The following is a 24,306-nucleotide window of genomic DNA, read 5'->3' on the forward strand; positions in this document are numbered from 1 at the left end:
ATGGCCCCCCGGGAGGTCACATAGCCGTGAACGGTTAAGCAACTCCTTCCGAGTTTGTTAACGGGCCGAGTTCGTAACGGCGCAGCTTGCCTGTCTTCCTAGTTCCCGGCGGGCGTGCGAACCTGCCCGCGATGATTCGGTGGAGGTCGGCGGTGACGCTGTTTCGCATGGTTGCGCTGGCGGCACTGGTCCTGGCCAATTCGGCCGAGGCCGCCGACATGGCGTTTTTCGTCAAGAACCTGCGCAAGGAGCCGGTCGCGATCGAGCTGTTCAGCCGCGACCGCGAGACGGTCTGGCCGGGCAACGACAAGGTCTTCCTTGTCGATCCGGGCTCGCGGAAATCGGTGCCGATCTCCTGCAATCAGGGCGAACGCATCTGCTATGGCGCCTGGGTCGACGGCAACGACCAGATCTCCGCCGGCGTCGGGCCCGATAACGACCAGCCTTGCGACACCTGCTGCTTCATCTGCGTGGAGCACACGACCGAGACGATCGACCTGGTGCCGTAACAGTGCTTGCCGCGCGGCGGCCACGCCGGCGCGTCAATCCGGAAGGCCGGCCTTGCGGAAGCCGTCGACGAAATGGTCGCGCGTCGCGTCGTCGCGGAACGGTTCGGTCCACACCCAGTGGCTGGTGGTGAAATGCGGATTGCCGACCAGGAACAGCTCGACCTCGGCGCGCGCCTCGTCGAGCCGGCCGAGTTGCGCCAGGCTCGCCGCCAGGAAGCGGCGGGAGCTCGTGCGGTAGGTCTCGTCCCGGCGCAGCGTCTCGATGGCGCCCTGATAGTCGCGCGCCGCATATTGCGCCTGGCCGAGCGTCAGATAGTACCAGCTCGCCGGAAACGGGTTCAGCCGCAAAGCCTTGCGGATCTGCTCCAGGCCCTCCTCGACCCGTCCCGCCAGGGTGGTTATGTCAGCTAATGTCGCCCAGGCGTCGGCCTCGTTGGGGTCGAGTTCGAACGCCCTGGCGAATTCGGCATCCGCCCTGGCGAAATCATGTTCATAGGCAAGCAGATTGCCGAGCACCCAGTGGCAGCCGGCATCGTTGGGATCGATCGAGACCGCCTTGCGCGCCAGATCCAGGGCAAGGCGGCGATTGGGGTCGACCGGTTCGCCCCAATGCACCCATCCCATCCAGTGGTTCATGGCCAGCCAGCGATAGGCCTCGGCATAGTCGGGATCGAGCGCAATCGCGCGCGTCAGCATCAGATGGGCTTCCCGCGCCGTCTGCGGCGAATCGTCGATCAGCTTGCGCGCCCGCACGCACAGATCGTAGGCGTCGAGATTGGTGGGCCGGTTGCGTGGCGGCGGCGCGCGCAGCCGGCCGAGCAATGCCTCCACGATCTTGGCCGTCACCTCATCCTGGACGGCAAAGATATCGTCGAGGCCGCGGTCGAAGCGTTCCGCCCATAGATGGTCGCCGCTCGCCGCGTCGACGAGCTGTGCATTGATGCGCACGCGCCCCGCCTCGCGCCTCGCGCTGCCTTCCAGCAAATAGCGGACGCCAAGCTCCCCGGCGATCGCGCGCACATCAATCGCCATTCCCTTGTAGGCAAAGGTCGAATTGCGCGCGATGACGAACAGGCCGGAGATTCTCGACAGGTCGGTGATCAAGTCTTCGGTCAAGCCGTCGCAGAAGGAATCCTGCCCCGGATCGTTGCTGAAATTGACGAAGGGCAACACCGCTATCGACGGCTTGTCCGGCAGCGGCAGGGGTTTTGGTCTGGCGCCAGTAAGGTGCTCGACGGTCCCCGCGAAGCGATAGCCGACGCGCGGAACGGTCGCGATCCATTCGCCACCCGCTTCACTCCCAATGCCGGGCGGACCGAGCAGCTTGCGCAGCTGTGCGATCTGTACGGTGAGGTTGCCTTCCTCGACGGCCGTTCCCGGCCACGCAGCGTCCATCAATTCGGCTTTTTGCAGGATTTCGCCGGGCCGTCCGACGAGCGCCGCAAGCAGCTTCAGCCCGCGATAGCCGACGGCAACGGGGTCGTCGTTCCGAAGCAGCGTTCCCGCACCCGGATCAAGCACGAACGGACCAAAGGCAAAGCGCGATCCCTGCATGGGCGCATCTATAGAGCAATTCCGGGAAAAGTGTGAGGCGTCTTGCCGGCGAAACGCGTGGCGCGCGCTCCTTGGGAGTAGCGCCAAAACAAAGAGTTAGCGCAGGTTTGGAACTTTTGAGAACTATTTGGGAGGGCTTAATTACGCCGCCGCCCATATCCTGCAGACTCCAACCTCTTTCAGCTCGAGGCGGCCCATTCTCAAAGCGTATGGGCGCCAAACCACATGGAGGTTGCCATGACCAACACCTTTGCATCGACCCTGCATCAGGCAGCGCGACGGGGAACGCTCGTGGGCCAGGCGTCGCGCCGGCGCTACGGCCTTGCCAGCCTGCGAAACACCATCGCGGCCTGGCGTCAACGGGCCCGCTTCCGCTGGGATCTCAAGCGAATCTCGGAAGCTAATCCGCATCTGATCGACGATATCGGTCTGACCAGACAGCAGGTCGATGAAGAGATCGCCAAGCTGCCTTTCTGGCAACGATAGAGCGAAGTCGGCGATGACGCCGGTTCGCCGGCTTGCACATGCGATTATATTAGGGATTGCCCTTGGCATCCCTTTAGCCCCCGCCCGCGTCATGGCATGATCCCCCGTCGGCCGTGGGGGCCGATTCCATATCGGGGGTTTCCATGTCAGTCATATCCGCGCGCCGGCTCGCCGCCGCGTTTTCGCTTGCCTTCCTGTTCGTGCCCGCCGCCCAGGCCGGCGACGTCACCTTCGCCGTCAAGAACAGCCACCCCAATGCCATGCGCCTCGAGCTCTACAGCCAGGACCGCGACTATGTCTGGCCGGGCGATGGCAAGGATTTCTATCTCGACGACGGCGAGACCAAGCAGCTGCCGATTTCCTGCAACGAGGGCGAATCGATCTGCTACGGCGCCTGGGTCGATGGCGACGAGGGTACCTATTGGGGCGTCGGCCCCGGCAACAAGGAGAAATGCGAGGATTGCTGCTATACGTGCAGCGGCGGCGAGACCGAGGAGATCGACCTGGTCCCCTGACCGGTTTGCCAGCTTGACGGTTTTCCTGTTCGAGCCATAGCTTGGCTACAAGACCATACCCAAGGCGCGCCCGCCTGTGCATTCAGGCGCGGCGCGCTCCAGGCAAACAGGAGCACCGCGATGGCCGGCACGGTCGAGGGCGAAAAAATCGACGTCGGGTTTTCCGGCAGGCGCTGCATCCATTCGCGCAATTGCGTGCTCGGCGACCCGCATGTCTTCGTGCCCAACGCGCCGGGCCAATGGATCCATCCCGAGGCGGCCAGCGCCGAGAAGGTCGTCGCGCTGGCCGAGAACTGCCCTTCGGGCGCCATCACCTATGTCCGCAAGGATGGCGGGCCGCAGGAAAAACCGCCCGTGGTCAACACCGTACGCTTGCGCGAAAACGGCCCGCTGGCGGTCCATGCCGAGATCGTGCTTGGCGACGAGACATTTTTCCGCGCCACGCTCTGCCGCTGCGGCGCCTCCCAGAACAAGCCGTTCTGCGACAACAGCCATATCAAGGCTGGTTTTGCCGCCACCGGCGAACCGGCGCTGAAGGACACCCCCGCGCTGGAGGGCCGCAACGGCCCGCTGAAAGCGGCGCCGACCACCAACGGCCCGCTCAAGCTCGAAGGCAATGCCGAGATCGTCACCGGCACCGGCCACACGATCGACCGCACCACCAAGGTCTTCCTTTGCCGCTGCGGCCATTCGGCCAACAAACCGTTCTGCGATGGCAGCCATAAGAGAGTGGGGTTCGTGGGATAGGCGAGTAGCCAAGCTCCCCTCGTGGGGGAGATGTCCGGCAGGACAGAGGGGGGCGCCGTAGAGCGCTGCCTTTAAATACCCGGCGAACAGTGACGAGGGGGGAGATCGCTTGTGGCCCATCGCTCTCGCCTTTATCCCCAAGTCCGTATCGGCTAAGGGCTTCGCAACAAATCTCTCGCCAGCCGGACCGCCCCGCTCATGACCGCCAAACCCAAGCCAAAACCTCTCTTCCTCGGCATCGACACCGGCGGCACCTACACCGATGCCGTGCTGTGGTCCGAGACCGAAGGTCCGCAGCAGGGGCCGAACAAGGGCAAGGTGCTGGCCAAGGCCAAGGCCCTGACCACGCGGCATGATCTGGCCGTCGGTATCTCGGGCGCCGTCGATGCGGTGCTGGAAAAGGCAGGCACCGATCCGGCCGCCATAAAACTGGTCTCGATGTCGACGACGCTCGCCACCAACGCGCTGGTCGAGGGCCAGGGTGGCCGCGTCGCGCTGGTCATGATCGGCTTTTCGGAGGCCGACCTTGCCCGCGACGGGCTGAAGACGGCGCTCGGGACCGACCCGGTGGTCTTCTGCCCGGGCGGCCATGACGTGCACGGCAATGCGGCAAAGCTCGATCTGTCCGGGCTGGAGGCGATGCTGCCGGAACTTGGCGCGTCGGTGTCCGGCTTCGCCGTCTGCGCTTATTTCGCCACCCGCAATCCCGCGCACGAGATCGCCACCCGCGAGCTGATCCGGGAAAAGACCGGGCTGCCGGTGACATCGAGCCATGAGCTGTCGGCCAAGCTCGGCGGCCCGCGCCGGGCGCTCACCACGCTGCTCAATGCCAGGCTGATCTCGATGATCGACCGGCTGGTGGCGGCGACGGAGGGGTTTCTTCAGGCGCGCAACATTGCCGCTCCCCTGATGGTGGTGCGCGGCGATGGCGCGCTGGTTTCGGCGGCGTTTGCACGGCAGCGGCCGATCGAAACCATCCTGTCGGGTCCCGCCGCCAGCCTGGTCGGCGCCCGCCACATGACCGGCCTGGACAATGCGGTGGTGTCCGACATTGGGGGTACCACCACCGATGTCGCCGTGCTCGATGGCGGCCGGCCGCGGCTCGATCCGGAAGGCGCCACCGTCGGTGGCTTCCGCACCATGGTCGAGGCGGTGGCCATGCGCACCTTTGGCCTCGGCGGCGATTCCGAGGTGACGCTGGAGGACGGCGCGCTCAACCCGAAAATCCTGCTCGGGCCGCGCCGCCTGGTGCCGCTGGCGCTGGCCGGCATGGCGCATGGCGCCGCGGTGATCGCGGAACTCGAACGCCAGTTGCGCGCCCCCAACACCGGCCGCATGGATGGCCGCTTCGCGGTTCGCACCGGCGTGCCTGATCGGCTCGCCGCGGGGCTGACCGCGCCCGAGGCGAAGCTTTACGAGGCGATCGGCGCGGTGCCGCTTGCCCTCGACAGGCTGCTGACCTCGAACGCCCAGAATGCCACGCTGAACCGGCTGGTCTCGCGCGGGCTGGTGCATATCTGCGGCTTCACCCCGTCCGACGCCGCGCATGTGCTGGGCAAGCAGGCGAACTGGGATGTCGCGCCCGCCCGCCTCGGCGCCGAACTGTTCGCCCGCAGGCGCGATGGCCGTGGCCAGGCGATCGCGGCCTCGCCGGAGGTCATTTCGGAACGCGTGCTGGTAACGCTGACGCGCTGGTCGGCCGAATACATCCTGGAAACCGCCTTTGCCGAGGACGGGCTCGACGGCGCCGCGACCGTGGCGCACGCGCTGGTGCAGCGCGCCGTCGATGCCCATCCCGGCATTGCCCGCCTCAGCGTCGCGCTCGACCGGCCGGTCATTGGGCTCGGCGCCTCGGCCCCGCTGCACTATGCCGGCCTGGCACCGCTCGTCGGCAATGAGTGCGTGGTGCCTGGGGATACCGATGTCGCCAACGCGCTCGGCGCGGTCGTCGGCCAGGTCCGGGTCTCGGCCGAGGCGCGCGTCAGCCAGCCCAAGGAAGGCCTATTCCGGCTGGCCTCGGGAGAAGCGGTGCGCGATTTCCTCGACGAAGCGGCGGCGCTCGCGGCCGCCGAGATCGATGTCCGGGCGATCGTCGCCCAACGCGCCCGCGATGCCGGCACCGACAGCGCCGAGATCGAAGTCGCCACCGAGTTCCGGGTCTCGACCGTCGAAGCCCAACGCATGTTCATCGAAGCGCATGTGGTGGCGGTGGCCTCGGGCAGGCCGAGGATCGCGGTGTGAGCGCCTCTTCCCTTCTCCCCGTTTCACGGGGAGAAGGTGCCCGAAGGGCGGATGAGGGGCAGCGCCAGCCAACGCAGTTTCGCCGCCACGCCACCTCACCTACCTCCGCGCCGCCGCTCATCTGGCTGCCGCCATCTTCTCCCCGTAGAACGGGGAGAAGGACGCTGTTGCGACCCGCCTTCAACCTAAGCTGAATTGACCATGCAACCCTGACATGCCAAAGCCCGGCAACGCCTGATATCTGGAGACAGCCTGATGACCGATCGTGTCGAGATCGCCGGACTGCGGATTGCCCGCGAGCTCACTGACTTCGTCGTCAACGAGGCATTGCCCGGCACCGGCATCGAAGCGGCGCGGTTCTGGGACGGTTTTTCTGCCATCGTCCACGATCTTGCCCCGAAGAACCGGGCGCTGCTGGCAAAACGCGATGCCCTGCAGGAAAAGCTCGACGGCTGGTACCGCGACAACGGCGCGCCCATCGACATGGAGGCCTACAAGGCGTTCCTGAAGGAGATCGGCTATCTCGTGCCGGAAGGGCCGGCCTTCAGCGTCTCGACCGAAAATGTCGATCCGGAGATCGCCGTCGTCGCCGGGCCGCAGCTCGTCGTGCCGGTTATGAACGCGCGCTACGCGCTCAACGCCGCCAATGCGCGCTGGGGTTCGCTCTACGATGCGCTATACGGCACCGATGCCATTCCCGAAACGGATGGTGCCGGGAAGGGCAAGGGCTTCAACCCGGCGCGCGGCGCCAAGGTCATCGCCTGGGCCAAGGACTTTCTCGACCAGTCGGTGCCGCTCACCTCGGGCAAATGGGCAGGGGTCAATGGCCTGTCGGTGGCCAATGGGGCGCTGAAGCTCGGCGCCGGCGCCGGTTCGACGACGCTGGCCGATCCCAGGCAATTCGTCGGTTATCGCGGCGACGCGGCCAACCCTGAAGCCGTGCTGCTGGTGAAAAACGGATTGCACGTCGAGATCGTCGTCGACCGGGCCAACCAGATCGGCCGCACCGATCCGGCTGGCATCGCCGACGTCATCCTGGAATCGGCGCTGACCACCATCCAGGACTGCGAGGATTCGGTCGCAGCGGTGGATGCGCAGGACAAGGTCGTCGTCTACCGCAACTGGCTCGGCCTGATGAAGGGCGACCTCGCCGAAGAGATCAGCAAGGGCGGCAAGAGCTTTGTCCGCAGGCTCAATCCCGACCGCGCCTACACCGCGCCCGCCGGCGGCCAGCTCACCGTGCCTGGCCGCTCGCTGATGCTGGTCAGGAATGTAGGCCACCTCATGACCAATCCGGCGATCCTGGATCGCGACGGCAACGAGGTGCCGGAAGGCATCATGGACGCGGCGATGACGGCGCTGATCGCGCTGCACGATGTCGGGCCGAAGGGACGGCGGATGAACTCCCGCGCCGGCTCGACGTATGTCGTGAAGCCCAAGATGCACGGGCCGGAGGAAGTCGCCTTCGCCGTCGAGATTTTCGACCGTGTCGAGGCGCTGCTCGGCATGGCCCGGAATACCATCAAGATGGGCATCATGGACGAGGAGCGGCGCACCACCATCAACCTCAAGGAGGCGATCCGCGCGGCACGCGAGCGCGTGGTGTTCATCAACACCGGTTTCCTCGACCGCACCGGCGACGAGATCCACACCTCGATGGAAGCCGGCCCGATGATCCGCAAGGGCGACATGAAGCAGGCCGCCTGGATTTCCGCCTACGAGGCCTGGAATGTCGATACGGGCCTGGAATGCGGCCTCGCTGGCCACGCCCAGATAGGCAAGGGCATGTGGGCGATGCCGGATTTGATGGCGGCGATGCTGGAACAGAAGATCGCCCATCCCAAGGCCGGCGCCAACACCGCCTGGGTGCCGTCGCCGACGGCGGCGACCCTGCACGCCACGCATTATCAAAAGGTCGATGTGCATGCCGTCCAGGCGGCGTTGAAGAGCCGGCCGAAGGCCAAGCTCGACGATATATTGTCGGTGCCGGTGGCCGTGCGGCCGAACTGGACGCCCGACGAGATCCAGCGCGAGCTCGACAACAACGCGCAGGGCATTCTGGGTTACGTCGTGCGCTGGATCGACCAGGGCGTCGGCTGCTCCAAGGTGCCCGACATCAACGATGTCGGTCTGATGGAGGACCGCGCCACGCTGCGCATCTCCTCGCAGCACATCGCCAACTGGCTGCGCCACAAAGTGTGCACGGAAATCCAGGTGCGGGATTCGCTGCAACGCATGGCGGCGATCGTCGATCTGCAAAATGTCGGCGACCCGCTCTACCAGCCCATGGCCGCCGACTTCGACAAGTCCATCGCCTTCCAGGCCGCATGCGACCTGGTATTCAAGGGAACGAGCCAGCCGAATGGCTACACCGAGCCGGTGCTTCACGCGCGGCGGCTCGAGCTGAAAGCGCGCGATAGAGCCTGAAAAGCAGGATGGCCCAAAGCGCCTACGCCGCCTGCGCCACGCGCTCCGCACTCATCCGGTAGGAAATCGCCTCGGCCAGATGGATGCGGCCGACGGTTTCGCTGGCATCGAGGTCGGCCAGCGTTCGTGCCACTTTCAGCACGCGGTGATAGGCCCGCGCCGAAAAAGCGAGTTTTTCGCTGGCATCCTTGAGCAGCGACAGGCCTGCCGCATCCGGCATCGCGATTGTCTCGATGATTGCCGGAGAACAATGCGCATTGGTGGTGGCGCTGCTGACGCCGAGCCGCTCGAAACGCTCGCGCTGGAGGGCGCGGGCGCGGCCGACGCGCAGTGCAACGTCCGCGCTCTTCTCCGCCCGGTCGGGCCGGATCAGGTCGCTGGCCGAAACCGCCGGCACTTCGATCCTGAGATCGATGCGGTCGAGCAGCGGGCCGGAGATGCGCGCCTGATAGTCGGTGCGGCAGCGTTCGCCGCGCAAGCAGCGATAGCCGGGCTCGCCGGCCATGCCGCAGCGGCACGGGTTCATCGCCGCCACCAGCTGGATGCGCGCCGGATAGGTGACGCGGTGGTTGGCGCGCGCGATCATGCAGTCGCCGGTCTCCAGCGGCTGGCGCAACGCATCGAGCGTTTGCGGCGTGAATTCGGGGAATTCGTCGAGGAACAGCACGCCATGATGGGCAAGCGACACTTCGCCCGGCCGCGCACGCAGGCCGCCGCCGACCATCGCCGCCATCGAGGCCGAATGATGCGGCGCCCGGAACGGCCGCCGATCGGTCAGCTTGCCTTCGCCGAGTTCGCCCGCCACCGAGGCGATCATCGAGACCTCCAGCAATTCCTTCGGCGCCAGCGGCGGCAGGATCGACGGCAGCCGCTGCGCCAGCATCGATTTGCCTGAACCTGGCGGGCCGATCATCAGCAGATTGTGGCCACCGGCGGCGGCCACTTCCAGCGCCCGCTTGGCCGTCTCCTGGCCCTTGATGTCGGCAAGGTCGGGCAGGTCGCGCGGCGCGGCGCGGATGCCGGCTTCGGGGCGCGACAGCACCTGCGTGCCGCGGAAATGATTGGCGATCGCAATCAGGCTGCGCGGCGCGAGGATATCAAAATCTTTTCCCGCCCAGGCCGCTTCCGGCCCGCAGGCGAAGGGACAGATCAGCCCCTTGCCCTCGGCATTGGCACCGATCGCCGCCGGCAAGGCGCCGGCCACCGCCGTGATCGTGCCATCGAGCGACAGTTCGCCCAGCACGACATAGCCGGCCAGCATGTCGCCCGGAATGGCGCCAAGTGCCGCCATCAGGCCGAGCGCGATCGGCAAATCGTAGTGGCTGCCTTCCTTCGGCAGGTCGGCCGGAGCGAGGTTGACCGTCACCTTCTTCGACGGCATCGACAGGCCTGACGCATGCAGCGCCGCCTGCACCCGCTCGCGGCTTTCGGCCACCGCCTTGTCGGGCAGGCCGACGATATGCATGTTGACCTTGCCGGGCGCGATCATCACCTGCACGTCGACCGGCACGGCCTCGATGCCCTGGAAAGCGACCGTACGAACCCGCGCCACCATGTTTTGCCCCCGGATGCGGCTCGTCTTGGCCCGTGTGAACAGGCCGCGAGCGGTGTCAACGCAAGACAACCACAGATTTCAGCCCAAGGCAAGAACAATACAGGAACAAATAAGACGCCGCGCACGGTCGGATGGACTTTTCGCCTGCTGCCGCACGCAACAAGCCTCGCCGTGTTCGCGACCTCCCCGGAAGACGAGCCTCACCGGATGCCGGGCGGGCCCCTCGAGGACGCGCGGGGTCACGACCGCCTCACCGCCAGGAAAGTATTCCACCCCCGCTCCTTCCTGCCGACGCTAAAGGCGTGGCTGAGAAGCTCCATGCTGGCGGCCTCGATGCGCGCCGCGAAGGCGTCCCTGCGCCAGTCGACCGTATGGTATCTGCCACCCGTTTCGCCGTCGCCGTCGCGCATCGAGACGACAAGGCGCCGCCGGGCCGCAAGGAGCGCGCAATCTTCGCCAGGACCTGGTCGATCTGGTCGCGCGGCACATGGATCAGCACGGTGAGCGCCACCACCCCGTCGTAGGGACCGCCAAGCTCGTCGCGGCGCGCCTGCCACGCCTGGCCGGGATGCACAGGTTTTCGACCAAATCAGGAACATCACCGGAACCGGTAATCGCTTCGGTTGCATCGCGATTTGTACGCGGTTGCAAAAAGCGGAACATGGTTAAAACAAAGTGAAAACGGCTGCTCAGCCTGGCATGAGCGCCGAGCAATATGCCAAACCCTCATAGGCTGTAAGCGCTATTTCCCGCGCTTGGCCTCCACCGCGTCCCAGAACAGGCTGGCGATGTCGGCGCCTCCGAAGCGTGCGACTTCGCGCACGCCGGTCGGCGAGGTAACGTTGATCTCGGTCATGTAGTCGCCGATGACGTCGATGCCGACCAGGATGAAGCCGCGTTCCTTCAGCGACGGTCCGATGCGGGCGCAGATCTCGCGCTCGCGTGTCGTCAACTCGGTCTTCTCGGCGCGGCCGCCGACATGCATGTTGGAGCGCGAATCGTGCTCGGCCGGCACCCTGTTGATGGCGCCGACCGCCTCGCCATCGATGAGGATGATGCGCTTGTCGCCCTTGCGCACGTCCTTCAGATAGCGCTGCACGATATAGGGCTCGCGCGACAGCTGGGCGAACATTTCGAGCAGCGAGGCGAGGTTGCGGTCGTCTTCCTTGAGATGGAAGATGCCGGCGCCGCCATTGCCGTAGAGCGGCTTGACGATGATGTCGCCAAACTCCTTGCGGAAGGCGGCCACCTCGAGCGGATCCTTGGTGATCAGCGTCTCCGGCATCAGGTCCGGGAATTCGGTGACGAAGATCTTTTCGGGGCTGTTGCGCACCCAGGCCGGGTCGTTGACGACCAGCGTCTTCGGATGGATGCGGTCCAGTATGTGCGTGGTGGTGATGTAGTTCATGTCGAAGGGCGGATCCTGGCGCAGCAGGATCACGTCCATCTCCGACAGGTCGGTGCGCACCTTGTCGCCCAGTGTGTAATGGTTGCCCTTCTCGTCGCGCACCTGCATCTCCTCGATGCGGGCAAACACCTTGCCGTCGCGCAGCGACAGCCGGTCGGGCGTGTAGTGAAACAATTGATGGCCGCGCCGCTGCGCTTCCAGCGACAGCGCGAACGAGGTGTCGCCGGCGATCGACACGGTGGAGACATGGTCCATCTGGACGGCGATTTTCAGCTTCATGGCGGATCCCCAGCGCAGTCGACGCAAGCGATATAAGGGTCGCGGCGCCTTCTGCCAATCGCAGGTTTTGAACATTGCGATCAGCCAGACGTGCCGGCCGTTACAGACAAGGCGAGAACGCATGTCATCGCTTTCTTAAGCCTTATCGGACAAGATCGGCGCCGAAAACCCTGACGGCCGGTGCCGGACAGGGTGTCTCCGTTGGACAACGATCATGAACGCGCTCACTGCCGTCCGCGCAGCCTCCTCCCAGCAGCTCGAACTCACCATCCTGATGCCGTGTCTCAACGAGGCCGAGACGCTGGCCGTTTGCATTGGCAAGGCCAGGGCATTTCTCGACAAGACCGGAATCCCGGGTGAGGTGCTGATCGCCGACAATGGCAGCAACGACGGCTCTCAGGAGATTGCCGCGCAAGGCGGCGCCCGTGTCGTCCCGGTCGCGCAAAAGGGCTATGGCGCGGCACTTCTGGGCGGCATCGCCGCCGCCAGGGGGCGCTTCATCATCATGGGCGACGCCGATGACAGCTATGATTTCGGTGCGCTGGAGACATTCGTGGCGCGGCTGCGCGGCGGCGCCGACCTGGTCATGGGCAACCGCTTCCGGGGCGGCATCGAGGCCGGCGCCATGCCGCCGCTGCATCGGTATCTCGGCAATCCGGTGCTTAGTTTCGTCGGCCGGCTGTTCTTCAGCATCAAGACGGGGGATTTCCACTGCGGCCTGCGCGGCTTCAATGCCGACAGCATCCGCAAGCTCGATCTGCAGACGACCGGCATGGAATTCGCCAGCGAAATGGTGGTGCGCAGCGCGCTTGCCGGCCTGCGTATCGAGGAAGTACCGACCACGCTCAAGCCGGACGGCCGCAGCCGGCCGCCGCATCTGCGGACCTGGCGCGACGGCTGGCGGCATCTCAAATTCCTGCTGGTCTACAATCCGCGCTGGATGTTCTTTATCCCGGGCGCGGTGCTTTCCGGCCTTGGCTCGCTGTTTGCCGCCCTGCTGGTGTTCGGCCCCTTGCGGGTGGTCGACAATCTTTCGCTCGATCTCAACACCTTCGTCGCCGCCTGCTTCATGGTCGTCACCGGCATCCAGCTCATCACCTTCGGCGCCATTTCGAGATACTATGCCGAGATCACCGGCATCCTGCCGCGCAGCCGCGGGTCCGACTGGCTGACCAGGACCATCAGCACCGACCGCCTCGCCGCCAATGCCGGCATCTGCTTTGCCGCTGGCCTGCTGTTCTGCCTCTATGCCGTCATGCGCTGGGCCCACCTCAATTTCGGCCCGTTGAATGATTCCGAAATCCCGCGCATCGTCGTCCTCGGCCTCAGCCTGATCGTCATTTCGTTTCAGGCCTTCTTTTCGGCTTTCCTGCTCGGGGTCCTGGAAATACCGGTCAAGCGGCTGAAGGCAGGCCAGTTCCAGGAAACGCCGGCCCGCGAGGAACCGTGACCGACCTCGTCCAGACACGGCTGTTCCGCTTCCTGACGGTTGGCGTGGCCGCCGCGTTGCTTCTGTTTGCCCTGTCGTGGCTGCTGGTCTCGCTCGGCCTCTCGCCCTTCCTGGGCAGCCTGCTTGCTTACGCGCTCACGGTTGCCGTTGCCTATTGGGCGCAACGAGGCTGGACCTTTGGCGGGCAGCACGATCATGCTCGTGCCTTGCCCCGCTATCTGGCGGTGCAAGCGGGGTGCGCGGTCTTTTCCGGCGCCGTTTCCCATATAGCGGTGGCGTATCTCGGCATGTCCGCGCCCGCCATGTCGGCGCTGATGACGGTCGCGACCAGTACGCTGAGCTATCTCCTGTCTTCGCTTTGGGTTTTCCCGATGCGCGCCTGAGCAGGCTCAGGGAAACGCCGGGATGGCCGCCTTCTTGTCTTGCTCGATTCCAGCTCGAAACCGTCGGACACGTCCCTGACGGTTGTTCTGATTTTACCCTTTGTTGAAACCCGCGCGCTACGATGCGGTGCTCCGCACGGAATGAAGCCGCTCGTGACCATGTCCCAGAAATCTTCCAAGCAGACGCGCCACGGCTTCTGGCGATCCGATATTGCGTTTGCGCTGCTTGCGCTCTTGCTGTTGCTGGCCCTCGAGGCCCTGCAAGGATTCCCGCAACTGGCCAATCCCGCGGGCGACAATGACAGCCTGCTGCAACTGGTCGAGGTCCGCGATCTGCTGGGGGGCCAGGGCTGGTTCGACCTGCACCAGTACAGGATGGGCTTGGAGGGCGGCTTCGTCATGCACTGGTCGCGGCTGCTCGACGCGCCGCTCGCGCTGGGCATCCTTGCGGCTTCGAGCCTGACCGGCAGCCCCGCTTTGGCCGAACACATCGTGCAAATTTTCTGGCCTTCCCTGCAGTTCTGGCTGGCGATCTTCTTCGTCATCCGCGCCGCGCGCGCTTTCGCCGGCGCGCCCGCCGTGCTGCCCGCCGCCGTCGTCGGTGGGGCGGCCTTGTACTACATCGGTATTTTTTCTCCCGGCGCGCTGGACCATCACAATGTCCAGTTGATGCTGACGCTGGCAAGCCTCGCTTTGCTGCTCGAGGCGCCCATGCATCGGCCGGCTGCCTTTGTCGCGGGCATCTGCGCCACGCTGACCCTCGCCATCGGTATGGAGAGCGCGCCCTATGCCGGAACCCTCGGCGCCGTCGTCGCGCTGCTGTTTCTCGGCACGGGTGACGGCGAAAGATTGATCGCCAGGGATTTTGGCCTCGGCCTCGCCGGCGCCTCGGGCCTCGTCTTCGCCGCCACCATTCCCGTCTCGTCCTGGGGCGTGGCCCAGTGCGACACATTCTCGGTCGTGCAGTTCGCTGTCACCGGGCTTGCCGGCAGCGGCTTGGCAATCATTGCTTCATGGAAGGCCGCCAACGCGACGGCCGCCCGGCGCCTGATATCGCTTGCCTTGCTTGCCGTCGCTCTCGCGCTCCTTGTCGGGCTCCTGTTCCCGCAATGCCTGGCGGCGCCCTACGCCGATCTCGACCCGCGCCTGCGGCAGATATGGCTCGACCATATCGAAGAGGCACAGTCGATCACCCAGCTTGTCGTCGACGATCCGGCAAGGGCCGTGGCGCGTTTTGCCACGCCGCTGGTGGCGATCGTCCTGATGGCGCTCCGCTTCAGCCATGGCGGCTGGCGGCGGCAGGATAGCCTCGTCGCCGCGCTGCTGGTGGTGGCACTCCTCGTCAGCGCCTGGGAAGTGCGCGGCTCGACCTTCTCCATCGTCTTCGCGGTGATCCCGCTTTCGGCCTGGATCGCCAAATGGCGGCAGCGGGCCGAAGCCAGCCCGTCCAGCGGCTCGGTGCTCCGGATGGCCGCGGCCTGGCTGATCTCGGTGAACGCGATCTGGGCGGGTGCCGCTCAAGCCGCATCGAGCGCGTTCGAAACCGCGGCACCTGCCAGCGCCGCCGGCATCAATGCACCCTGCAACAGCAAGGCTTCGTTCGCCACGCTTGGCGCGCTGGCCCCCACCACGGTGCTCGCCATCTCCAATCTCGGCTCGCCGATCCTCGCCTTCACCGGTCATCGCGTGTTCGCCGGGCCCTACCATCGCAACGTCGCCGGAAACCTGCTGGCGTTCGAAGCCTTGCTGGGCTCGGCCACCGACGCGAAAGCCGTCGTCGAAAGCCACCATGTCGGAATTGTCGCGCTCTGCCGCGGCAACCCGGAAAGCCGGCTATTCGCGGCCAAGGCGCCGGACGGCTTCCTGGCCGGACTGATGCGCGGCAGCGTGCCGGAATGGTTGGAGCCGGTGGCCGAGACCCGTGGCGCCCCTCTGGAACTGTACCGCGTCCGGCCCGGCGGCTGAAAATCCACGTGCTTGACGTATCTTGTAGCCGGCTTCTCGAAGGCATCCGCTCCCTGTCCAGGCGTGGTTCACGGTGAAGGCCGGATGCCATTTTTCGGGATCATGCTCCGGCTACAAAAATCGGTTCACGCGATACGTTTCCTAAAGGGTTTGCTGCCAGTCTCGAAAATAAATTCCGACGACAAGAGCAGGGACGAACAGGGACACCGATGCAAACTCCGTTTGGCACCGGTCAGGCAAACAGGGAAAGCACGGATCTGGCATTCACCGATCCGTTGACCGGGCTTGGCAATCATCGCCGCTTCTTCGACAAGGTGGATCGTCTGATCAGCGACCGCGCCGACGATCCCGCGCCCTTCACCGTCGGCATTCTCGACCTCGACGGCTTCAAGCCGATCAACGATCTGTTCGGCCACAAGGCCGGCGACGACATCCTGATCCAGGTCGCGATGCGGCTGCGCGCCTCGATGGACGGCCATTCGACGGTCTGCCGCATCGGCGCCGACGAATTCGCCTTCCTCTACCCGCTGGTGTTCTCGGAGGACGCGGCGGCCGAAAAGTCCCGCATGTTGATCGAGATACTGTCAGCGCCCTACGATGTCGGCGAGCGCACCGCCAGGCTTTCGGCCTCGGTCGGCTGCTCGCTGTTCTATTCCGGCGACGAAACCACCGAGATCCTCATCAACAAGGCCGAAACGGCGCTTTACCACGCCAAGCGTTCCGGCCGTGGCCGCGTCGTCGTTTACACCCGTGAGATGGAGGAGGCCGCCAAGCGCGTCACCCGCATCGAGCAGGCGCTGCGCCGCGCCGTCTCGGCCGGCGAGGTGGAGCCGCATTTCCAGCCGATCGTCGATCTCGCCACCCGTCGCACCATCGGTTTCGAGACGCTGGCGCGCTGGACCGACCGCGATCTCGGCGCGGTACCCCCGACCGTCTTCATTCCGATCGCCGAGGAACGCGGCATCATCGGCCCGCTGTCGCAGCTCGTATTGCGCAAGGCGACCGAAGCCGCCAGGAGCTGGCCGAAGGACCTGTTCCTGTCCTTCAACCTGTCGCCCTCGCAACTCGTTGACCAGAACACCGGCCTGCACATACTGGCGATCCTCGACCGCACCGGCTTCGACCCGCGCCGGCTGGAGATCGAGATCACCGAAACCGGCCTGATGAACGACCCCGCCTCGGCCGCGCAGATCGTCGAGGATCTGCGCCGCGTCGGCATCCGCGTCTCGCTCGACGATTTCGGCACCGGCCAGTCCTCGCTCGGCCGCTTGCGTGAATTCCATTTCGACAAGCTCAAGATCGACCGCGCCTTCGTCTCCTCCATTCTCGACGACCGGCCGTCCGAACACATCATCCGCGCCATCCTCGCAATGTGCGAAGGGCTCGGCATGGACGTGGTCGCCGAAGGCATCGAGGAGGAAGCGCAGGCCGACCGGCTGGTCCAGTTCGGTTGCGCCGGCGGGCAGGGCTATCTGTTCGGCAAACCGGCCGATGCCGACGCCACATTGGGCTATCTCCGCGATTCCTTCCGTGGCGCCTTGCGCGCCAAGGCGATCTGAGCGGCGGATTCAGGCGCTGCCCCGCATGGAGCGATGCCGCCTCCGCCTTTTTGTCTGACATAAGCCGGAAAACCGTCTTTCGCCCTTGCCCACCGGACGCGTCTGGCTAGGATGCGCGCCGGTTGACCCGGGAGACGACAATCATGATGCCATCGGCGCGTTTTGCCGACCTCGAAGGCGCTTCGGTACTGATTACCGGCGGCGGCTCCGGCATCGGCGCGGCCCTGACCGAGGGGTTCATGCGCCAGGGCGCCAAGGTCGCCTTCATCGACATCGCCGACACGCCGAGCACCGCGCTTGCCGACAGCATCGAGAAGGAGCTCGGCCGGCGGCCGCTCTATCTCAAGACCGATCTGCGCGACGTCGAGGCCTTGCGCGCGGCCGCGGCCCGGGCCGCCGACGCGCATGGCGACGTCACGGTGCTGGTCAACAACGCCGCCTGGGACGAACGCCATGCCGTCGAGGATGTCAGCGTCGAATTCTGGGACAATAATCTCGCCATCAACCTGCGGCCGCATTTCTTCACCGCGCAGGCGGTGGCGCCGGGGATGAAGCGGGCGGGCGGCGGCTCGATCATCAATTTCACCTCGACCTCCTACCTCATCAACCATCCCGACATGCCGGCCTATACCGCCGCCAAGGCGGGTATACTGGGTCTCACCAAGGGGTTGGCCGGCAAGCTTGGACCCGATCGCATCCGCGTCAACGCCGTCGCGCCCGGCTGGGTGATCACCGAGCGGCAGCAGGAGCGCTGGGTGACCGAAGGCGCGCTTGCCGCCCATGTCGCCAAGCAGTGCATCAAGGAGGTCATGCGGCCGGACGACATGATCGGCACGGTCCTGTTCCTGGCCTCCGACGCCTCGCGCATGCTGACCGCTCAGATGCTGATCGTCGATGGGGGCTTCCTGTGAGCGCGGGATTTGCCGCTCCGGCCGTCGCGGCGCTCGACTGGGGCACGACCCGGCTCCGCGCATGGCTGATCGATAGCAATGGCAACGTCCTTGCCGAGCGCCGCGGCGACGATGGCCTGATCACCGCGCGCGAAAAGGGGTTCTCCAACGTGCTGGAAGGCCATCTGACCGCCATGGGGGCGCCTGATGCGCTGCCCGTCATCATCTGCGGCATGGCTGGCTCCCGCCAGGGCTGGATCGAGGCGCCCTATGTGACCGTGCCTGCACCGATCGGTGCCATCCTGCGCGGCGCGGCCCGGATCGAGGGTGAGCGCCGCGATATCCGCATCGTTCCGGGCCTTGCCCAGCGTCTGGCCGATGCGCCCGACGTCATGCGCGGCGAGGAAACACAGCTCGCCGGCGCCGGTTTGCCGGCAAGGGGGCGGCATCTTGTCTGCATGCCCGGCACGCACTCGAAATGGGTCGCGGTCGAAGATGGCGCGGTTGCCGGCTTCGGCACCTGGCCGACCGGCGAATTGTTCTCGGTGCTATCTGCGCATTCGATCCTCAAGCATTCGCTGGGCGAGCATCCGGCTCCGGTGGCAGTGGACAGTCCGTTCTTCCGGCAATGGTGCGAGCAGGCGCTTGGCGAGGGTGGCGATGTCACCTCACGGCTGTTTGCCATCCGCGCCGCCGGGCTCTTGCAGGATTTGAAGTCGGAGGATGCGGCGGCCTGCCTGTCCGGCCTGCTGATCGGCGGCGAGATCGCGTCGGCCCGGCGCCGTCATGGCGCCGGCGCGACATCGGTCGTCCTGGTAGCCTCGGGCGCGCTGGCTGGGCTCTACCAGGCCGCGATTGGCCTTGCCGGGCTTGGTCTGCGCACCGTCGATGCCGACGAGGCAGTACGCGCCGGTCTCATAGAAGCCGCGCGCGAGAACGGCATGATCGCCAGAACCGGAGCAGCCCCATGAGCCAGACCGCCCCTTTCCCGAAGCTCAAGCGCGGGCTGGTCGCCATCCTGCGCGGCCTCAAGCCGACTGAGGCGATCGCCATCGGCCAGGCATTGTTCGATGCCGGCATCGAGGCGATCGAGGTGCCGCTCAATTCGCCCCAGCCGTTTTCGTCGATCGCCAGGATTGTTCAAGTGCTACCGAAGTCAGCGCTGGTCGGCGCCGGTACGGTGCTGACGGCGGCCGACGTCGACGGCCTTCACCAGGCCGGCGGGAGGCTGCTGGTCAGCCCCAACATCGATGCCGAGGTGATGGGCCGCGCCGCGCATTACGGCATGGTCACCATGCCCGGCGTGTTCACCCCGACCGAGGCTTTCCAGGCGATCCGGCTCGGCGCCTCGGCGTTGAAATTCTTTCCCGCCAGCGTGCTCGGCGCCTCGGGCATATCCGCGATCCGGGCGGTGCTGCCCGCGCAGACGCTGGTCGGCGCGGTCGGCGGCGTTTCGGAGAAGGATTTTGCCGGTTACAAGGCGGTTGGCGTGACGGTCTTCGGGCTGGGCTCCAGCCTGTTCAAGCCGGGCATGAGCGTCGACGACGTGGCCGCGCGGGCCCAGGCGGCGGTGGTGGCCTGGGACGCCGTGTTCGGCGGAGGCGCATGATGAACGAAGCGATCGTTTCGGTTTTTTCCGACCATGTCTGCCAGCTCGGCGAAGGGCCGAGCTACGATCCCGCCACCGATGCGCTGTTCTGGTTCGACATCGTCAACGGCCAGCTTCTGGAAAAGCAGCTGTCCGGCGGCGCGACAAAGGTTCACGAGCTCGGCCAGATGGCCAGCGCCATCGCCATCATCGACGACAAGCGCCAGCTGATCGCCACCGAGACCGGCCTTCATGTCCGTGACGTCGCGACCGGCAAGATGACGTTGCACACGCCGATCGAAGCCGACAATCCGGTCACCCGTTCCAACGATTCCCGCGTCCATCCCTGCGGCGCCTTCTGGGTCGGCACCATGGGCAAGGGCGAGGAAAAGGGCGCCGGCTCGATCTACTGGTTTTTCAAAGGCGAACTGCGCCGCCTGTTTTCGGACATCACGGTGTCCAACTCGATCTGCTTTTCATCAGACGGCGCGCTCGCTTACTATACCGACACCTCGACCGGACTGCTGATGCGCGTTGCCTGCGATCCGGCGACCGGACTGCCCGCCGGCGAGCCGAAAATCTTCGTCGATCACCGGTCGGCCAAAGGCTATATCGACGGTTCGGTGCTCGACCGCGACGGCATCCTGTGGAACGCTGTCTGGGGCGGCAGCGTCATCGAGGCCTATGGACCGGACGGCAAGCTCGTCCGCACGGTCGCCATGCCGGTGACGCAGCCATCCTGCCCGGCCTTCGTCGGCAAGAATGCCGATCGGCTGGCGGTCACGTCGGCCTGGTCCGGCAAGAACGAGAAGCAACGTCTGCTCGACCTGCAGGGTGGCATGACCTTCCTGATCGACATTCCTGTCAATGGTCGCCTGGAGCCGCGCGTCCTGATCGCTTGAACAGGCCGGGCGACCGGCACCGCTCACGCCCATGGCGGTGCTGTCACGCAGGCGTCCGGCTTGAGTCGGTTTCGCGAAAGCCGTTTGTGTCGGCTGTGCGATTGTGGGTGATCGCATTGCCGGGATTCACGCATCGATGTCGAGCCACAAGCCAACCCTGATCCTTGTCCATGAACCGGAGAAGGCTTGCCTCGACCGCCTGGTCGCCGATGGCCATGCACCGGAGCGAGCCGCCGAGATTTCGTCCTATCTGGCGCAGTCGACCGATCTCGCGCCCGAATTCGACACGCTGGCCGCCGCCTGCGACAGAGGCGGCCTCGCCTTTGTTCCGGTGGAACTGGACGACGCCGCAAGCACCCTCACCGGAGCCGATCCGTCCACGACGCTGGTCTGGACGCTGACCGACGGCATCGCCTATTTTCGCGGCGGTGCCGCGCCAGCCTTGGCGAGGCTGGGCGGGTTCAAGACAATCGGCGCCGACGATTCGCTCTTCGCGCTCTGCCAGGACAAGTTCCGCTCCGGCGCCGTGCTTGGTGCGCTCGGCCTGCCAGTGCCTCAGGCGGGTCTTGCCCGGGATGGGAAATGGCTGGTCGAGCCGCCGGCCTCCACCGCCGGCTGGTTCGTCAAGCCCAACCGGCTCGGCGCCAAGATCGGCATCTGGCCGGATTCGCGCGTAAGCGATCTCGGCCACGCGCTGGAGCTCAGCCGGCGTGTTTTCGCCAGATATCGCGACGATGTCGTCGTCCAGCCCTATGTCGCCGGCCGCAACGTGCGCGCCAGCTTCCTCGGGCTGACGCCGCAAACCGGCGTCGAGGCGCTGGGCATCGCCTTTGTCGAATCGGGCGCGGATTTCCAGACCATGGCCGACAGCCTGGCGCTCTATGGCGACACTGGCGAGGCGGCCAAGGCGGCGGGTGAGTACCTCGAACCGGAGCTCGTGGCCGTTGGCGACAGCCAGCCCGGCGCCGATGCCAAGATCCGCCGGATCGCCGAACGGCTGATCCAGGGACTCGGCCTGCGCGACGTGTTTTCCATCGATCTGCGTGTCGAGGCCGACGATACGGTTCACCTCATTGAATTCGAGGTCTGCCCCGGACTGCCCTGCTTCGATTTTCGCGACTATTGCCGCGCGCAGTGGGGGCTGAGCCTTGCCGACGCGATGGCGCAAACAGCGGCGAATAGGCTGATGCCGTGATCTTCATGATTGGCTGAGACCGAACGACTTCGTCATTCCAGGGCGGAGCAAGGAGCGAAGCGACGCGCGCAGACCCTGGAATGCATGCCGTGACTCAGAAGCGTCGCGACGCTGCATTCCTGGTCAAGGTCACGGAATGGATCCTTAGGTCTTCGCTCCGCTTCGCGTCGCTACGCCCAAGGATCACGAAACCAAGAGGCGTCGCCTAAATCCCCTCGACCAGCACGATCTCGCCGTCGGCGACCTTCTGGCGGATGGCGACGGCGCGCTGATACTCCGGCGAGTGGTAGCAGTCATGCGCGGCGGCGAGCGATGGAAACTCGATGACGACATTGCGCGCGCGGCCGGGACCCTCGGCTTTCTCGTGTTCACCGCCGCGGGCGAGAAATGTCGCGCCGAAGCGCTCGAAGGCCGGCTTGGCGGCCGCGACGTAATCCTTGTAGCCTTCCGCGTCGCGCACATCGACGCGGGCGATCCAGTATCCCTTGGGCATTGTCTTTTCTCCTATTCGTGCGGGCCCGTCAGGCCGAGCGCATTTCTTCCAGAATGGCTTCAGCCGCGGCGCGCCGGTCGCTGGCCGCGACGATCGGTCGTCCGACGACCAGATGGCTGGCGCCGTTTCGGACCGCCTGTCCCGGTGTCACCACCCGCTTCTGGTCGCCATGGTCGCTGCCAGCGGGCCGGATGCCGGGTGTCACCACCGCCATGTCAGGGCCGACGATGCGGCGCACCGCCTCGGCCTCCGCGGCCGAGCAGACGATGCCGCCCATGCCGGCATGCAGCGCCTGTTCCGAACGCCGCAGCACCAGCGTGTGCGGGTCGTATTCATAGCCGACATCGATCATGTCCTGTTCGTCCATCGAGGTCAGCACGCTGACGGCGAGCAGGCAAAGCTCGCTGCCGCGCGCCGCCTCCACCGCCGCCGCCATCGCCTTGGGATAGGCATGGACGGTCAGCATGGTCATGCCCATCTTGACGATGTTCTCGACGCCCTTGGCCACCGTGTGGTCGATGTCGAGCAGCTTCATGTCGAGGAAGATTTTCGTCCCGCCACCGGCCAGTTCCCTGGCGAAGTCGAGGCCGCCGGCAAAGGCCAGCTGGTAGCCGATCTTGTAGAAGGAGACGACGCCGTCGAGCTCGCGCACCGCCCGCTCGGCCTCTTTCACGGTCGGCACGTCGAGGCCGACTATCAGTCGCTCTTGCATGGAGTTGGCCTGCACGGTTGCGGCTGTCACGCCTCGACCCTGGTCGACAGCATGCGCGAGGTCTCGATCAGCGTGCGGCATAGGTGCTCCATCGATTTGTGCAGTCTTTCGTCACGGAAATGACCGTCCCCGTCGAAGGCGTCGCCCCCCTCCGGCACCGAGCATTCCGGTGTCACAACCTCCATCTGGCAGCGCACCAGCACGGCGCGCAGATGGTTGATGCAGCGGATGCCGGCGAAGTGGCCGTTGGAGGACGAGCAAAGGCCTGCGACCTTGCCGGCAAGCGGCCTGACCGATCGGCCGCCATCCCTTCGCACCCGGCTCACCCAGTCGATCGAGTTCTTGAGCAGCGGCGGGATGGAGCCATTATATTCCGGCGTCGCGATCAGCAGCCCGTCATGAGCGGCGATGAGCCGTGCGAGCCTCTGGGCGTTTTCGGGAACGCCTTTTTCCTTTTCCAGGTCTTCGTCGAGGATCGGCAAGGGATAGTCCGCGAGCGAAATGCGGGTCACCTCGGCGCCCTGAACCGCAAGTTCCTTCTGCGCCACGTCGGCGGTCCTGCCACTATAGGCGCCCGTGCGCACCGAGCCGGCGAAGACGAGGATTTTCGGGATCACTGCCATGGGCCAACCTTGTTCTGGCACACGTACAGCCAAGGTTCGATCAAATCAACGCATCGGCGCAAAATCGAAAGGCGTTTTTGGAAGGCGCGCTCCAGGCTGTGTTGATATTCAGGTGAGGCCGGCCTCACCTGAATATCAACACAGCCTAATGCGCCTCGCGCCGGTAGATCCACAGCTGCGTCGGCGGGATGTTGCGGAAGATGAAATCGAAATGCTTGACCGTGTAGTCGCCGCGGCCGGCCGGGATCGGCGACATCGGGCCATAGGTCAGCTGGACGATCGGCCGTCCGGCCGGGATGCGGTCGAGCAGGCTTTCGATATAGGCGATGCGCTGGGCGACCGGGAAGTTGAGCAGCGGCACCCCGGAAACGACGCTATCGAAGATCATCCCGCTCCTCTCGCCAAGCGTGGCGTTGAGGTTGAAGGCATCGCCCTCGATGACGTTGACGCCGGGATAGAGCTGGCGCAGATGGCGCACGAAATCGGTGGAATATTCGACCGCGTAGAGGTTTTCGGGCCGCACACCCTGGGCGAGGATGGCGCGGGTGATGACCCCGGTGCCGGGACCGACCTCGAGCACCGGCAGGCCGGACTTCGGGTTGACGATCGAGGCCATCTTGCGCGCGGTGATCGAGCTGGTCGGAACGATGGAGCCGACCGTCTTCGGCTTGTCGATCCAGCCCTTGAAGAATTTGAGTTCGTCGTCGAACTTCTCGGCAAACGCCTTCCGCAGTCCGTGACCACGTGCCATGCAAGCTCTCCTCAGCGCTCCCCTTGGGAGGTACTTAACACCTGGATGACGCAAGGCAAGGCGCGGACATGCGG

23 protein-coding genes are annotated in these 24,306 nt (G+C 65.6%); 16 read left to right on the forward strand and 7 right to left on the reverse strand.

Going from position 1 to position 24,306, the window contains the following annotated elements:
* The first annotated feature begins 152 nt into the window (after positions 1 to 152).
* Complete coding sequence (locus LB569_RS27035; RefSeq protein ID WP_224694770.1) at positions 153 to 509, forward strand: hypothetical protein; 357 nt, start codon at positions 153 to 155, stop codon at positions 507 to 509.
* Between the two features lie 33 nt (positions 510 to 542).
* Here the strand turns inward: LB569_RS27035 and LB569_RS27040 are convergent, their stop codons facing one another.
* Positions 543 to 2,063, reverse strand: coding sequence for a winged helix-turn-helix domain-containing tetratricopeptide repeat protein (locus LB569_RS27040; RefSeq protein ID WP_224694771.1), 1,521 nt, complete (start codon positions 2,061 to 2,063; stop codon positions 543 to 545).
* A gap of 237 nt (positions 2,064 to 2,300) precedes the next feature.
* On the opposite strand from LB569_RS27040, the gene LB569_RS27045 reads away from it, so the two are divergent.
* The 5 genes from LB569_RS27045 to LB569_RS27065 all read left to right on the forward strand — a co-directional run bounded on the left by LB569_RS27045 (position 2,301) and on the right by LB569_RS27065 (position 8,479).
* A complete protein-coding gene (locus LB569_RS27045; RefSeq protein ID WP_224694772.1) occupies positions 2,301 to 2,549 on the forward strand; it encodes a DUF1127 domain-containing protein in 249 nt (82 codons plus the stop codon).
* 143 nt (positions 2,550 to 2,692) lie between these two features.
* Complete coding sequence (locus LB569_RS27050) at positions 2,693 to 3,064, forward strand: hypothetical protein (RefSeq protein ID WP_224694773.1); 372 nt, start codon at positions 2,693 to 2,695, stop codon at positions 3,062 to 3,064.
* Positions 3,065 to 3,184: 120 nt separating this feature from the next.
* Complete coding sequence (locus tag LB569_RS27055; RefSeq protein WP_224694774.1) at positions 3,185 to 3,811, forward strand: CDGSH iron-sulfur domain-containing protein; 627 nt, start codon at positions 3,185 to 3,187, stop codon at positions 3,809 to 3,811.
* Between the two features lie 198 nt (positions 3,812 to 4,009).
* Positions 4,010 to 6,052 (forward strand): hydantoinase/oxoprolinase family protein, encoded by a 2,043-nt coding sequence (locus LB569_RS27060; RefSeq protein WP_224694775.1) that lies wholly within the window; start codon positions 4,010 to 4,012, stop codon positions 6,050 to 6,052.
* A 255-nt stretch (positions 6,053 to 6,307) separates the two neighbouring features.
* The gene (locus LB569_RS27065; protein WP_224694776.1) at positions 6,308 to 8,479 is read left to right on the forward strand and encodes a malate synthase G; all 2,172 of its coding nucleotides are present in this window, start codon (positions 6,308 to 6,310) and stop codon (positions 8,477 to 8,479) included.
* A gap of 22 nt (positions 8,480 to 8,501) precedes the next feature.
* Here the strand turns inward: LB569_RS27065 and LB569_RS27070 are convergent, their stop codons facing one another.
* Positions 8,502 to 10,034: a YifB family Mg chelatase-like AAA ATPase gene (locus LB569_RS27070; protein WP_140703434.1), complete on the reverse strand. Its 1,533-nt coding sequence runs from the start codon at positions 10,032 to 10,034 to the stop codon at positions 8,502 to 8,504.
* Positions 10,035 to 10,336: 302 nt separating this feature from the next.
* Here LB569_RS27070 and LB569_RS32035 point away from each other — a divergent pair, with 302 nt between their 5' ends.
* Positions 10,337 to 10,558 (forward strand): hypothetical protein, encoded by a 222-nt coding sequence (locus LB569_RS32035; RefSeq protein ID WP_411970256.1) that lies wholly within the window; start codon positions 10,337 to 10,339, stop codon positions 10,556 to 10,558.
* 218 nt (positions 10,559 to 10,776) lie between these two features.
* On the opposite strand, the gene gshB is transcribed toward LB569_RS32035, so the two are convergent.
* On the reverse strand, positions 10,777 to 11,721 hold the full coding sequence (gshB, locus tag LB569_RS27080) for a glutathione synthase (protein ID WP_224694777.1): 945 nt from the start codon (positions 11,719 to 11,721) through the stop codon (positions 10,777 to 10,779).
* 214 nt (positions 11,722 to 11,935) lie between these two features.
* On the opposite strand from gshB, the gene LB569_RS27085 reads away from it, so the two are divergent.
* From LB569_RS27085 to LB569_RS27125, 9 genes are all read left to right on the forward strand, one after another.
* On the forward strand, positions 11,936 to 13,171 hold the full coding sequence (locus tag LB569_RS27085) for a glycosyltransferase family 2 protein (RefSeq protein WP_224539675.1): 1,236 nt from the start codon (positions 11,936 to 11,938) through the stop codon (positions 13,169 to 13,171).
* A complete protein-coding gene (locus LB569_RS27090) occupies positions 13,168 to 13,554 on the forward strand; it encodes a GtrA family protein (protein ID WP_224694778.1) in 387 nt (128 codons plus the stop codon). Before LB569_RS27085 ends, LB569_RS27090 begins: the two co-directional genes overlap by 4 nt.
* A 159-nt stretch (positions 13,555 to 13,713) precedes the next feature.
* Positions 13,714 to 15,519 carry a GtrA family protein gene (locus LB569_RS27095; protein ID WP_224694779.1) on the forward strand — a complete coding sequence of 602 codons (1,806 nt, stop codon included), beginning with the start codon at positions 13,714 to 13,716 and terminating at the stop codon, positions 15,517 to 15,519.
* A gap of 209 nt (positions 15,520 to 15,728) precedes the next feature.
* On the forward strand, positions 15,729 to 17,078 hold the full coding sequence (locus LB569_RS27100; RefSeq protein WP_140703422.1) for a putative bifunctional diguanylate cyclase/phosphodiesterase: 1,350 nt from the start codon (positions 15,729 to 15,731) through the stop codon (positions 17,076 to 17,078).
* A gap of 143 nt (positions 17,079 to 17,221) precedes the next feature.
* Positions 17,222 to 17,989 carry an SDR family NAD(P)-dependent oxidoreductase gene (locus LB569_RS27105; RefSeq protein ID WP_224694780.1) on the forward strand — a complete coding sequence of 256 codons (768 nt, stop codon included), beginning with the start codon at positions 17,222 to 17,224 and terminating at the stop codon, positions 17,987 to 17,989.
* A complete protein-coding gene (locus LB569_RS27110) occupies positions 17,986 to 18,939 on the forward strand; it encodes a 2-dehydro-3-deoxygalactonokinase (RefSeq protein WP_224694781.1) in 954 nt (317 codons plus the stop codon). The genes LB569_RS27105 and LB569_RS27110 overlap by 4 nt, the downstream gene beginning before the upstream one ends.
* Complete coding sequence (locus LB569_RS27115; RefSeq protein WP_224694782.1) at positions 18,936 to 19,577, forward strand: 2-dehydro-3-deoxy-6-phosphogalactonate aldolase; 642 nt, start codon at positions 18,936 to 18,938, stop codon at positions 19,575 to 19,577. The genes LB569_RS27110 and LB569_RS27115 overlap by 4 nt, the downstream gene beginning before the upstream one ends.
* Entirely contained in the window at positions 19,577 to 20,458 is an 882-nt protein-coding gene (locus LB569_RS27120) for an SMP-30/gluconolactonase/LRE family protein (protein WP_224694810.1), read from the forward strand. The genes LB569_RS27115 and LB569_RS27120 overlap by 1 nt, the downstream gene beginning before the upstream one ends.
* A gap of 136 nt (positions 20,459 to 20,594) precedes the next feature.
* Positions 20,595 to 21,653 carry a D-alanine:D-lactate ligase-like protein gene (locus LB569_RS27125; protein ID WP_224694783.1) on the forward strand — a complete coding sequence of 353 codons (1,059 nt, stop codon included), beginning with the start codon at positions 20,595 to 20,597 and terminating at the stop codon, positions 21,651 to 21,653.
* 205 nt (positions 21,654 to 21,858) lie between these two features.
* Here LB569_RS27125 and LB569_RS27130 read toward each other — a convergent pair whose 3' ends face one another.
* The 4 genes from LB569_RS27130 to pmtA form a co-directional block, all read right to left on the reverse strand.
* Positions 21,859 to 22,146: a DUF1330 domain-containing protein gene (locus tag LB569_RS27130; protein ID WP_140703414.1), complete on the reverse strand. Its 288-nt coding sequence runs from the start codon at positions 22,144 to 22,146 to the stop codon at positions 21,859 to 21,861.
* 28 nt (positions 22,147 to 22,174) lie between these two features.
* Positions 22,175 to 22,858 (reverse strand): orotidine-5'-phosphate decarboxylase, encoded by a 684-nt coding sequence (pyrF, locus tag LB569_RS27135; protein ID WP_263579806.1) that lies wholly within the window; start codon positions 22,856 to 22,858, stop codon positions 22,175 to 22,177.
* 26 nt (positions 22,859 to 22,884) lie between these two features.
* Positions 22,885 to 23,481 (reverse strand): NADPH-dependent FMN reductase, encoded by a 597-nt coding sequence (locus LB569_RS27140; RefSeq protein ID WP_140703412.1) that lies wholly within the window; start codon positions 23,479 to 23,481, stop codon positions 22,885 to 22,887.
* Positions 23,482 to 23,626: 145 nt separating this feature from the next.
* Entirely contained in the window at positions 23,627 to 24,232 is a 606-nt protein-coding gene (gene pmtA / locus LB569_RS27145; RefSeq protein ID WP_140506955.1) for a phospholipid N-methyltransferase PmtA, read from the reverse strand.
* Between the last annotated feature and the right edge of the window lie 74 nt (positions 24,233 to 24,306).

It is taken from the genome of Mesorhizobium sp. BH1-1-4 (genome assembly GCF_020165665.1).
Lineage (GTDB): Bacteria > Pseudomonadota > Alphaproteobacteria > Rhizobiales > Rhizobiaceae > Mesorhizobium.